The organism is Vibrio fortis (assembly GCF_000695685.1).
GTDB lineage: Bacteria > Pseudomonadota > Gammaproteobacteria > Enterobacterales > Vibrionaceae > Vibrio > Vibrio fortis_A.
Window position 1 is genome coordinate 592,111 of sequence record NZ_JFFR01000002.1, and the last position, 12,427, is coordinate 604,537.

The following is a 12,427-nucleotide window of genomic DNA, read 5'->3' on the forward strand; positions in this document are numbered from 1 at the left end:
GGGGCTTTTTTCTTCATATAGACATCACTTAATCGTTCATTTTTATAAGATATTTTTGTTACTATCGACTATTCGTTAACGATGCTCAGGCGCAAGGACCCTACCTCGAGTGAAATTCAGTTCTTCAAATTTGATTGCACTTTTCAAGAAGGCTCGCAAAAAGATCAAAACCACCCTACTTTCTGTGTTTGTGATTGTATTGGTTGGAGCTGCAACAGTAATTGGTATTGATTACTGGGTTTCTTGGCAGGCTAAAGGGCGAATCATTACTCAGTTAGAAGACGTCCCTCAGAGAGAAGTGGCGGTTGTTTTAGGGACAAGTAAGTACCTAGGTCGCACTCTTAACGAATACTATAAGCACCGAATCGATGCTGCTATCGACTTGTATAACCAAGGCACCATTAACCAGTTTCTATTAAGTGGTGATAACGCGCATCGCTCTTACAATGAGCCTTGGACTATGAAGCGCGATTTGCTTAAAGCAGGTGTGCCTGAAGAGCGCATCAACCTCGACTACGCAGGTTTTCGCACCCTTGACTCTATTGTCCGTGCCAAGAAGATTTTTGATACAGATAACTTTTTGATCATCACTCAGAAGTTTCACTGCGAACGCGCACTCTTTATTGCTAGCTCTTACGACATTCACGCACAGTGCTTGGCTGTTTCTGGGCCAACCAAACACTCCGGCTTCTCTATTCGACTACGTGAAGTTTTTGCACGAACCAAAGCATTTTTAGACCTCTACATTATAGGTACCGACCCGAAATTTTTAGGTCCTAAAGAACCAATTCAACCTAGCGCAACTCCTGAAAACAGTAATCCACAAACCGATGTGTAGAAATCTACACATTTTCGATTTGTCGCCTCACACTTTGCTACACCAAGAACAAAACACACCAACACTCCTTTATTAACTTGAGTAACATTCTGTCAACAAAGTCTGACCCTACATCAAGTCAAACACCTCGAACACAATAAGCGCCACATAAAAAATAGGCGCACCTAATAACAGAGGTGAAACAAAAGGAGCGCCATATGACGGCACTTGTTACTACACTGAAACACTGGTTGTTCACCCGCAACAGCATGATCCTTATCGGGAATTTCTTGTTGTTTGCGACCCTGATTAATACCCTGCCCTTCGAATCGCAGGTCAACACTGGTCTGAGTATCTTGATCTTTGTTGCCGTACTTTGGCTTACAGAGGCGATTCACGTAAGTATCACGGCACTACTTGTACCGTTACTCGCTGTTGTATTTGGTGTCTTTAATACCCCTGCGGCACTAGCAAACTTCTCCAACCCAATTATCTTTCTTTTCCTAGGTGGGTTTGCATTAGCAGCGGCGTTGAACAAGCAAGAGCTCGACAAAGCGATCGCCGATAAAGTACTTCTGATTGCGAAAGGTAAAATGTCGGTTGCGATCTTCATGCTATTCGGTGTGAGTGCAGGCCTATCAATGTGGATTTCAAACACTGCGACTACAGCAATGATGCTGCCTTTGGTTTTAGGTGTGATGAACAAAGTCGACCAACGTGAAGACCGCAATACTTATGTATTCGTTCTACTTGGTATCGCTTACTGTGCTTCAATTGGTGGTATCGCAACGCTAGTAGGTAGCCCACCGAACGCAATCGCAGCAGCAGAAGTTGGCTTGAGCTTTACTGAGTGGATGGCGCTAGGTCTTCCTATCTCTCTGATTCTCCTACCAATTGCGATGGTTATCCTGTATGCGATGACTAAGCCAAAACTGAACCACACTTTCGAACTAGATCATAAGCCAGTTGAGTGGACCAACAGCAAAAAAATCACACTGTCGATCTTCTTGCTAACTGTGACTCTGTGGATTTTCGGTAAACCAATCAACGCAATGATCGGTGGCTTCTCGAAGTTCGATAGCCTGGTTGCTATTGGCGCTATCGTACTGCTTGGCGCATCTCGCGCAGTAGAGTGGAAAGACGTTGAGAAAACAACAGACTGGGGCGTATTGATCCTGTTTGGTGGCGGTATCTGTCTAAGTAACATTCTTAAAGCGACTGGCACCAGCGTTTTCCTAGCTCACTCTCTAAGTGGTTTCCTAGAGCAAGCTGGCGTGCTTCTAACTATCTTAGCGGTTGTGGCTTTCGTGGTATTCCTAACAGAGTTCGCAAGTAACACAGCAAGTGCGGCGCTACTGGTTCCTGTATTCGCAACGATTGCTGAAGCACTAGGTATGTCACCAGTTATCTTGTCTGCGCTGATTGCTGTAGCCGCATCATGTGCCTTCATGCTACCTGTAGCGACACCACCAAATGCTATCGTATTCGGTTCTGGTCACATCAAACAGAAAGAGATGATGCGTATCGGTATGGTGCTTAACATTGTATGTATCATGGCGCTAACACTGTTCGCATGGATCTTCTGGTAATCAACACTCCTGCTCCACACAAACGGGTTGCGATTCCCCCTAGCAACCCGTTTCAATAATCAAGAGTGTAATCATAGCCTGGCACCTACTAACAACAACACAGGCATACTTTCCCTTTGGTGGCCTCACGCGCCACCTCTTTTTTTGATACCCTTCGTGATATCCCCACTAAATAGCCTGCCAAAACTCTAGCGTTATTGACTCACCACCACTTGGTTTCTGCCTGAATGCTTTGCTTGATAAAGTGCCTCATCCGCTCTCGCGATGGTTTCTGTCATCCGCTCCTGTTTCATTTGAGCAACGCCAATACTGCAGGTCAAAGGATCTCCATGAATCCACAAGTGTTGCCCAACAAGGGTTCGAATTTTCTCGGCTTTGGCTTGAGCTTCTGTAATGGACGTTTCTGGACAAAAAACGATGAACTCCTCGCCGCCCCATCGAACTAGCTTGTCGGTTGAGCTGATTAAGCTACCGACCACCATAGAAAACTCACGCAGAATGTGGTCACCCATTTGGTGGCCGTACTGATCGTTCACTGACTTGAAGTGGTCGATATCAAAATAGAGCATGCTGAACACGCCATAGCCCTGCTTTACGTCTTGAGATTGGGCTTTAAGCCAATCACGGACAGCATGACGATTCAGTGTACCAGTCAGCTCGTCACGATTGGCAAGCTCTGAGAATTCAAAGTTCTGTTCACGAAGAGATTTGTTAACGTGTTTTAGGTGCGCATGACGTTTTTCCGCAATCATCATCCGCTTGCGAGAACGGTGTAACTCCGAAAATAAGAATGCTATCGCTGTTCCTACCCACACAAACAGCAGAATAAGAAACAAGCTTTCTGCACTGAAATAAGAGCCTTCAAATTCAATACTCTTAACAACGATCTGATGCTTACCGAGTTTGGCACCCGACCCGGTTGCGAATTCCACCAAATTGACGTTTGAATATTCCGGTGCGGAGTGCTCTAGCGCGATGTCGTTGTCCGCAAGCCACCAAGTCATCACTTGCAGGTTTGCAATCGGGATTTCAATCACACCACCATCGACACCAGGCTGAAACTCCATACCATTGTATTTAAAGGAATACTCATCATCCGGCGTTGAATAAGCAGGGTTGTAATTACGAAGGTAAGTTCTTAATCGACCGCTAGACTCTTCGCTAGTGTGGTAGTCGATGTTGACGCGAAAAGTATGGTATTGGGAAAGGTCAATCCCGATGGTGGGATCAGAGTTGATTTTGATCGACAGCCCACAATAAGGCCAAGGGTATTCGGACTTGATTAACTCACAGTCCAATACATAGTGATCATCTTTTAAATTCAAGACCGATGTACTGACGCCATTATCAACCTTGTCACTGGTTGCAATAAACTCAAATTTGTCAGGCGTTATGGCCGTAATGACGCGATTACCACTTACTTGATATAGCTGAACAATCGCCAAAGTCGCCACAACCAAAAAAATGACAACCTTATGTATCCACTTCACTGGTTTTACTTCCAATCTGCTGCGCACTGATGGCGCTCTATTCACAACATTCTACGGTCTATGCCAAGCACTCATATCTCGCCTCCAAACGTTATAGCATGGCTTTTCAAAATGTCATACTCTAATTTTGAGGGTGCTTAATAAAAGTTCGAACGCCTTATCAAGCATCAATATTACGTACCTAGCGCATCTCTATTTGGTATACTGACTGGATAATCAATGCGGCACAGGCTACGGCTAGATCGCAAAATATAATCAAAAACGCACGAGTAATGTCATGTCTTTATTAGCGAAAGGAACACTCAAAAAAATGAGTGCTTCTCTTGATGGTACAGTTACGTATCGTCTACCGGTCGGCGAAGAGTTCGTAGAATTGAACCCTCTGATCGGCAAAACCATTAACCTCACCCACACAGGCAACATCTTCTGCTGCTCTTGCGGTAAAAAAACAAAGAAAAGCTACTCTCAAGGTCACTGCTTTGTTTGTATGAAAAAGCTAGCGAGCTGCGACATGTGCATCATGAAGCCAGAGACTTGTCACTACGACCAAGGAACCTGTCGTGAGCCGCAATGGGGTGAAGAGAACTGCATGGTTGATCACTTCGTGTACCTATCAAATACCTCGAGTCTAAAAGTGGGTATTACTCGTCATACGCAGATCCCAACACGCTGGATTGACCAAGGTGCCACTCAAGGCCTACCAATCTTGAAAGTGAAAACTCGTCAGATCTCAGGTCTGATTGAAGTTGAACTGGCAAAACACATCGCAGATAAAACCAACTGGCGCACCCTGTTAAAAGGCGATGGCGATGACATCGAATTGGTTGAACGTGCTAAAGAGTTGCTGCCACTTGTGGAAGATAAGATCCAAGAGATCAAAGCTCAATTTGGTGATGATGCCATTGAGGTTCTTAATGAAAACATCACGCCACTGAGCTACCCAGTTGAGCAACACCCTGTGAAAATCACATCACACAACTTCGATAAAAACCCAGAAGTGACAGGCGTGCTGCAAGGGATTAAAGGCCAATATCTGATTCTTGATACGGGTGTTATAAACATTCGTAAGTTTGGCTCTTACGAAGTAGAAGTGTCTGCTTCGTAACATTCCGACTCAAAGCAAACGCCCAGTGACAACAATCACTGGGCGTTTTCTGTTTTCAGGTCACTAATACATGGTATTGCCATTCGCCGTCCCTTCTGGGATCTCCTGAAGTGCATCCCAATGTTCAACAATCTTACCGTTATCATCAAAACGGAAGAAATCCATCGTCACATACTCGACATTATCCGGCCATGTTTGATGAGTATGTAGCGCGACCAAGTTACCTTCTGCCACCGCACGAACAAAGGTGATGTCTTTATTCGGGTACTCTAACTGCATGCGCTCGAAGTAATCGATAAAAGGCTGTGGTCCGTTCCCCACCAGCGGATTGTGTTGTATATATTCACCCCCGACGTACTTCTCTACCGCTTCTTTTGGATTGCCTCTGTAAGCCATCTCATAAAAATTGATCGCATTTTGTTTGTTGGCTTGAAGGTCTTGGCTCATGAATCACTCCCTGAATGAAGCTATCGATTGAAGCCTCATCGTTAATAGTAAACAAGGTACACGTGTTACTTACTATAGACTCTGGCAATGAGATCGCTGACCAAGAGCACAACTATTTTTCTTTAAGCGCCTGCTTCACAGTGCTTTTAAGATTCTGCATGAACACTTTAAAGTGCGGCATCAAATCCAAAAACAGAGGATGCTTGCGATCTTTCATCATCACAGGGCCAAGCAGACGAAGGGCTACCGCCACTTTCGTTGCCGTTTCAGGTTCAAGCCCACTGCCCTTTTTCAAACTGTCGACAACGTTGAATAGGTCTTCACGGTCTTGGTAATCAAACTCTAACGTTCTTGCTTGTTCGGTACCGACTTCTTCGATGGTGATGCGGTACTGTTTATCTTTGCGAATTGTAGGAATCATTTTATGGCCTCTAATGCGTTTAAGTTGGTCGTTAATAAAGTTAGGGAATGACGATGATTTGGGTTAGCTCTTTAGGAACTTCTCCACCTTCGGCTTAATCGTCATCGATACCGTTATCATGAGCACTAACGCCACAGGCAGCGCTCCTAATACTCCATTCATCCATGCTTCTACAAAATCAGCGCGATTACTCAACCCAACATTGTGATACGCACTTGTTAGCGCCATCCCTGATTCCATCACTAGCGCCATAATGATGCCAACCAGCGCGTCTCTCGCTTTCGCTGCCATATTAGGAAGTAGTTTTTGTGTGCCGTTGGTTAACAGCGCCATCAATGTGAAACCCATTGGGATCACTGTAACTAGTGCTGTAAAAAAGTTTGTTGCCCAATCGGCAAAGAAAGTCTCCGTAAAACCTAGGTTAAGGTACGTCATTGTTCCGGTGATCGTGCCACCCATCAGGCTAACCATGCCCAACATAACCAAGACTTTTTGGATAAGCGGCGTTTTCTGTGGCTCGATTACTGATTCATTCATCACAGCTTGTACAGTCATTCTCTTCTCCAGTCTTGAATTAGCTTTGAATTAAGTTGATAATGTCAACTATAGTTTAATTTGATTGATAATGTCAACTAGTTTGACTGAGGCGTTTTTATGTCTGAAGGTAAATCACTGGATAGCCTGTTTAAATTGGTACATGCCGTAAAAAGAAATGTGCATGAAAAGATAGAGGCGTTGGATCTCGATATTGCACCTATGCACGTGCGTGTATTAAAGATCATCACCAAGAAGCCGCAGTGTACTGCTGTTGATATCGCGAGCTTTTTGGACCGAGATAAGGCGCAAGTGACTCGCCTTCTCAGTGCCCTAATTAAACAAGAATTGATCGTTAAAGAGCCCAACCCCGAAGACAAGCGCAGTCAATGTTTGGCTATCACCGAGCGCGGTAAAGCCATTGTCGATCAGCTAAGTGAGGTTGATAGCGAGATGTTTGAGAAGATGAAGATAGGCATTGATAGTGATGAACTCGCAACCTTTGAGCGAGTGGCTAAAGCGATGGCTCAAAATCTCAATTCGAAAGGATAAAAACAAAGAGCGCACTATTTCCAGTGCGCTCTTTTCGTTTGATTGTGAGTCCAGATTAGTCTTTACGAAGAATGCCTTCCAACACATTGAACAGTAAGTCGATCTCTTCAATTGAGTTGTAGTGCATACAACCAATGCGAACCACACCTGTCTCTTCTATACCCAGCTGCTTAACTAAGCCAAGTGCATAAAAGTGGCCATTCCAAACACAGATATTGTGCTCGCCTAGCGCCTTAGCTATCGATTCTGGTGAGTGGTCATCAAACGTGATGGCAAACGTCGGTGTGCGCAAGTTCGAGTCATGGGTTGTTTTGCCGTAAAGGCGAACACCGCTTAGCTCGTTCAACCTTTGCAAGAAGTACTCACTCAGTTGACTCTCATGACGATTGTACAGCTTGTAGCTCTGCTCCAAACGCGTTCTTAGATCGTCTGCCGGATCGCCGCACTGTGCAAGGTAGTCAACCGCCGCAATCACACCGGCTAGGCCTTCAAAGCTCTGAGTACCGGTTTCAAAACGACCTGGACCAACATTCGTCGCAGGCTCAACTTTGTAGGGCTTCAATGTGTGCAACCATTGCGGAGCAACGTAAGCGATACCAACGTGAGGCCCGAAGAACTTGTATGCAGAACACGCTAGGAAATCACAATTCAGCTTCTGCACATCAATCAAGTGATGAGGTGCGTAGTGAACCGCATCTACGTAAACCTGCGCACCTTTACTGTGTGCCAGCTCTACGACTTTATCTACATCAACAATCGAGCCTGTCGTATTGGAAGCGAAAGTGACTGCGACCAATCGAGTTTTATCACTCAGTAGAGATTCGAAATGCGCCATGTCTAGGCTACAGTCTGATTCATCTACACGAACTTGATGTACTACAACGCCTTTGTCTTCCGCCGCTTGCTGCCAGCTCGATACGTTAGAGTAGTGATCGAGTGCAGTCACAATGATCTCATCACCCTCGTTCCAATCGCGGCTGATTGCTCGGCTCAATTGGAACGTCAACGAAGTCATGTTGGCACCAAAAACGATGTTGCCAGAAGACTCTGCGTTCAGTAACGCTTGAACTGACTCTCTCGCCTGCTGCATTAGTCCTGTCGTTTTCTGGCTCGAAAAGTAGTGTCCACCTAGATTTGAATTAAAATGGCCAAGGTACTCTGTCATTGAGGCTAGGACATTTTCAGGGACTTGCGAACCACCGGGCCCATCAAAAAAAGTAACAGGCTTGCCATTATGATATTGGCTTAACGCGCTAAATTGTTGGCGAACTTCATTAAGAGTGAAGGACATTACTCTCATCCTTTGCTGTTAATACGAATACATCCATATGACCTACTTCATCGTGGTCAATCGTGCGGATAGGTTGAGCATTGTGCCAAAGCTTGCTGTCTGCGAGCATCGCCACTTCGCCATCTTCAAGTACTTTTCTAAAGAATGGGGCTTCGTGAGAATCTTGGTAAAGCATGATTTCACCACCAACAATGTTATGACGATTCATGCCGATCAGTGCGATGTGGTCAAAACCATCTTGGTGCACGCCTTCAGGGGCTACTTGCGTCTCTTCGTAAATTGCTGAGATACGAATTTGGTGAATTTCGATCTCTTGACCGTCTTTCAAACCATTCGTCTCGATGAAGAGTTCACACATCTCTTGCATGCCTTCACTCTGTAGAATGTTAGCTTCAACAGGTTCAAATTCGCGCACTACGTCGCCTTGAAAGTGATTAATGTCTTCTGATTGAACAAAGTTGTGCTTATCCTGTTCCACAACCTGACCACCGCAAAAACGAATTACCGAGTATCTTCTTAAACGAAACTTACCATCGGCATGTTCAGTGCTTGGTAGCTTTTCAAACGAAGGTGACAACTCTTCAACGGCATGGTTGCTGAGGTGGGTAATATGTAGGGTGTTTTCGTGAGCATGTAACATCATCGACTCCTTAATGAATGTCCACTTTACTTATTTTATTTAACCTTTTGTTTACATAAATGATACGTGAAGATCTGGTTAAATCAACTTTAAACAACCTTTTATTCTGCTGTAGAGATAAATTTAAAACTTAATTCCAACTTAAATTCAAAAACCAGTGATTAAAACCAGTTCAAAAGTTGGGCACCTTTAAAATTCAGCACACTTCACTGGCTAGTTTTATTCACTATTTTTAATTAAAAAGGCAATGTTTAATTTGGCACGCTATGCTCTAATTTTTCACGTAGCTCTGTGTTTTGAAGGGAATGGATGAGGAGTTTGGATGAGCAGAAATGGACAAACATCATAATGATTGCCAGCAAAAACGGTTACAGACTGAAATGCGACACACCTAATGAAGCAGCAGCTATTAACCATTTACACAGTGATAGCACATTGGTTAATTTATCAACTGTAAAGTATCCAAACGCCTTTGCTTGCGCGTCTGGAATAGGTCGAGTTCGGGGGGAACTCGGCCGCCCCAGTGTCATTTGTTTTCTTTTATGTTTTATGATTGGGCTCTAATCGTTTTTTACATCTAGAAAGCATTTGAAGTCGACCGTCGACAATATCAATTAACGGGACATATAGACTAGTGGCATGAGTTCACAAATGTCGAACGTGCTTTCCAAACATCTTTACGCCCCATCTTAGGCTAGGTCTTTTGCTCACACATCTCTGACATAGGATTTTTCCCAACTAAGGTTATCCTTCCTTATGATATTGCAGATTGATAACCCACGCTATGTAAATGGGGCAATTCTACGTTCTATTAACGTGTCAAAGGCTCAATTAACAATCAACATAAAGGGGGGCTTGGATAAGAATAACTGACCTATTGTTTATAAAAATTGCGTTAAAGAACATGAAAAACTTATACTTGACGCTTAATAGAATGATTGATTTTCTCAACTAAAATGTATTTGCTTGCTCATTTGTCAGTTACCGAAAACTCCGCTTATTAAAACTTAAGAAAGAGCCTAAACATCACATACTTTAGATGCTGTAGGCTTTACTCTTTACATGCAGCAAATTACCAATGTTCGTCTTTCGCCTTCTCAGGCAATACCACCATGGAGCTAGAATGTTTTTCGAAAAGAAACACCACTTAAAAGTTCTCGTTAGTTTTTTGAACCGCACTGAACACTATGCTTTACCTATAGAAGAAGTATTTCATCAAAGACTTGAGCATAGCCGTCAAATCATAGGCTCTATGTCAAAAAACGCTCAAGGTTGGGATGAACGCTGCCAGTTCAATATTGAACATATTGGTAATAACTTTTTAGACAGCTTGGGTGATTTTTCAACTAAAGACGATAATCTTGATGTAACAAAAAATTCCATTAACAATATTTACACTGACTGCTTTCGCTTTTTATGCGAATTTGACTTCTTCATCGGAGAAAATTTACAGCTAAGCTTTGATCTTCGACACCTTAAGTCGACGATAATTGATGACGCGCTGAAAAATGAATCTCCAATCAGAAGTCAAATTGTTTACGCATCGTACTTGATGCCAGCAGACATTTTAAAGACGCACTTAAATAACAAAGACTTAGCCTCAGTTTCTAATTTCCAAGAAAAGCTAGAGGAGGCAAAAAAACTAAAACAACAATGGGACGATGAGCTCGCGATAAAGCAAGAAACTGTCGATATATTAGATAAAAGACTAGAAAAGATAGAAATAGGGTTCAATTTTGTAGGTTTGTATCATGGATTTTCCGCTCTCAGCGATAAAAAAGAAAATGAGCTAAAATGGTTATTTAGGTCACTAATTGGAATGTCTGTTCTCATATTGGCACCTTTGATATTTGAGTTTATTGCTATCTCTCTTTCATCTGCATCCACTAGTTTTCAGCTATCCGACTTGATGAAACTCATTCCTTTGGTATCCATTGAATTAATTCTAATCTATTTCTTCCGAATCGTTTTAATGAACTACCGTTCAACTAAAGCTCAGATAATGCAAATCGAACTTCGTCAAACGCTATGTCAATTCATTCAAAGTTACTCAGAGTATGCGTCGGAGCTAAAGTCCAAAGACCCTACTTCATTGGAGAAATTTGAAAATCTTATCTTTAGTGGCATTCTATCCGATTCAGAAAAGCTTCCTAGTACATTTGATGGAATCGACCAAATTGGTGCATTACTAAAGAATCTTAAAGGTTCTTAGATGTTTTATGGCTTAGCAACTAAAAGACCGAACCCAATGGCAATGCGCTCGGCTTAATATACTCAAGGAGGGCTGTACTTCAAATGTTTTGATTAACAAGATATCAGCCCACCTAGCGCACTGACCGTTGTCCCTCGCCAACACATCTCAAACCTTGCGATGTTCTCACTGCCTTTTCAGCCACGAGAACGTTTGTCTCGGTTAAGTTCTAACCTATAACGATTAATTACATTTGCGCCCTTGTTAAAACTTTAATTGCCCTCATATTTTCCATACAATCATCAGCGATTATAAATAAAAACGAATTCAACCTCGGAGTCCTCATGAGCGACGTAAAGCATTGTAATTTATTGATTCTTGGTTCTGGCCCTGCCGGCTACACTGCTGCTGTTTACGCAGCTCGTGCTAACCTAAACCCAGTTCTTGTTACCGGTATGCAGCAAGGTGGTCAATTAACAACAACCACTGAAGTTGAAAACTGGCCTGGCGATGCAGAAGGCCTAACAGGTCCGGGTCTTATGGAGCGTATGAAAGAGCACGCCGAGCGATTTGAAACTGAAATCCTATTCGACCACATTAACGAAGTTGATCTATCGAAGCGTCCTTTCACACTAAAAGGTGATTCAGGTGAGTACACCTGTGATGCATTGATCATCTCGACGGGTGCTTCAGCGAAATACCTAGGTCTTGAATCTGAAGAAGCATTCAAAGGCCGTGGCGTATCAGCGTGTGCTACATGTGATGGTTTCTTCTACCGTAACCAGAAAGTTGCAGTCGTGGGTGGCGGTAACACAGCGGTTGAAGAGGCACTTTACCTTTCAAACATCGCGTCTGAAGTACACCTAATTCACCGTCGTGACACATTCCGCGCTGAGAAGATCTTGGTTAAGCGTTTAATGGACAAAGTTGAGAACGGTAACATCGTACTTCACACAGACCGCACCCTAGACGAAGTTCTTGGTGACGATATGGGCGTAACAGGCGTTCGCATTAAAGATACTCAGTCTGACAAGACAGAAGATATCGACGTGATGGGCGCGTTTATCGCTATCGGCCACCAGCCAAATACGGGCATCTTCAAAGGCCAACTAGAAATGAAGGACGATTACATCATCGTACAATCTGGTCTTGAAGGTAACGCAACACAAACCAGTATCGAAGGTGTATTTGCTGCAGGCGACGTAATGGACCACAACTACCGTCAAGCGATCACATCAGCGGGTACAGGCTGTATGGCGGCACTTGATGCGGAACGTTTCCTAGACGGACTGACCGATAAGTAAAACCTCAGTTTTCAATTTTGCCGATTGGCACGCTAAATACTGAGTT

Annotated in this window: 12 protein-coding genes; 6 read left to right on the forward strand and 6 right to left on the reverse strand. The window is 43.5% G+C overall.

Features of this window, described 5'->3' with window-relative positions:
- Positions 1–109: 109 nt before the first annotated feature.
- On the forward strand, positions 110–838 hold the full coding sequence (locus VFDL14_RS20130; protein WP_032549236.1) for a SanA/YdcF family protein: 729 nt from the start codon (positions 110–112) through the stop codon (positions 836–838).
- 197 nt (positions 839–1,035) lie between these two features.
- A complete protein-coding gene (locus VFDL14_RS20125) occupies positions 1,036–2,406 on the forward strand; it encodes an SLC13 family permease (RefSeq protein WP_032549237.1) in 1,371 nt (456 codons plus the stop codon).
- Between the two features lie 194 nt (positions 2,407–2,600).
- Here the strand turns inward: VFDL14_RS20125 and VFDL14_RS20120 are convergent, their stop codons facing one another.
- Positions 2,601–3,896 (reverse strand): GGDEF domain-containing protein, encoded by a 1,296-nt coding sequence (locus tag VFDL14_RS20120; protein ID WP_032549238.1) that lies wholly within the window; start codon positions 3,894–3,896, stop codon positions 2,601–2,603.
- Positions 3,897–4,173: 277 nt separating this feature from the next.
- Between VFDL14_RS20120 and VFDL14_RS20115 the strand changes: the two genes are divergently transcribed.
- Positions 4,174–5,001: a DUF2797 domain-containing protein gene (locus VFDL14_RS20115; RefSeq protein WP_032549239.1), complete on the forward strand. Its 828-nt coding sequence runs from the start codon at positions 4,174–4,176 to the stop codon at positions 4,999–5,001.
- Between the two features lie 63 nt (positions 5,002–5,064).
- Here the strand turns inward: VFDL14_RS20115 and VFDL14_RS20110 are convergent, their stop codons facing one another.
- The 3 genes from VFDL14_RS20110 to VFDL14_RS20100 all read right to left on the reverse strand — a co-directional run bounded on the left by VFDL14_RS20110 (position 5,065) and on the right by VFDL14_RS20100 (position 6,424).
- Positions 5,065–5,448, reverse strand: coding sequence for a nuclear transport factor 2 family protein (locus tag VFDL14_RS20110; RefSeq protein WP_032549240.1), 384 nt, complete (start codon positions 5,446–5,448; stop codon positions 5,065–5,067).
- Between the two features lie 112 nt (positions 5,449–5,560).
- Complete coding sequence (locus VFDL14_RS20105; RefSeq protein ID WP_032549241.1) at positions 5,561–5,869, reverse strand: DUF3861 domain-containing protein; 309 nt, start codon at positions 5,867–5,869, stop codon at positions 5,561–5,563.
- Positions 5,870–5,932: 63 nt separating this feature from the next.
- Positions 5,933–6,424, reverse strand: coding sequence for a DUF2798 domain-containing protein (locus VFDL14_RS20100; protein WP_032549242.1), 492 nt, complete (start codon positions 6,422–6,424; stop codon positions 5,933–5,935).
- A gap of 99 nt (positions 6,425–6,523) precedes the next feature.
- Here VFDL14_RS20100 and VFDL14_RS20095 point away from each other — a divergent pair, with 99 nt between their 5' ends.
- Positions 6,524–6,955, forward strand: coding sequence for a MarR family winged helix-turn-helix transcriptional regulator (locus VFDL14_RS20095; protein ID WP_032549243.1), 432 nt, complete (start codon positions 6,524–6,526; stop codon positions 6,953–6,955).
- A 55-nt stretch (positions 6,956–7,010) separates the two neighbouring features.
- Here VFDL14_RS20095 and VFDL14_RS20090 read toward each other — a convergent pair whose 3' ends face one another.
- Positions 7,011–8,246, reverse strand: coding sequence for a cysteine desulfurase-like protein (locus VFDL14_RS20090; protein ID WP_032549244.1), 1,236 nt, complete (start codon positions 8,244–8,246; stop codon positions 7,011–7,013).
- Complete coding sequence (locus VFDL14_RS20085; protein ID WP_032549245.1) at positions 8,230–8,886, reverse strand: 2OG-Fe dioxygenase family protein; 657 nt, start codon at positions 8,884–8,886, stop codon at positions 8,230–8,232. Before VFDL14_RS20085 ends, VFDL14_RS20090 begins: the two co-directional genes overlap by 17 nt.
- A gap of 1,123 nt (positions 8,887–10,009) precedes the next feature.
- Between VFDL14_RS20085 and VFDL14_RS20080 the strand changes: the two genes are divergently transcribed.
- Both VFDL14_RS20080 and trxB read left to right on the forward strand, forming a co-directional pair.
- Positions 10,010–11,098, forward strand: a complete 1,089-nt coding sequence (locus tag VFDL14_RS20080; RefSeq protein ID WP_032549246.1) for a hypothetical protein — start codon at positions 10,010–10,012, stop codon at positions 11,096–11,098.
- A gap of 323 nt (positions 11,099–11,421) precedes the next feature.
- Positions 11,422–12,381 (forward strand): thioredoxin-disulfide reductase, encoded by a 960-nt coding sequence (gene trxB, locus VFDL14_RS20075; RefSeq protein WP_032549248.1) that lies wholly within the window; start codon positions 11,422–11,424, stop codon positions 12,379–12,381.
- Positions 12,382–12,427: the final 46 nt, after the last annotated feature.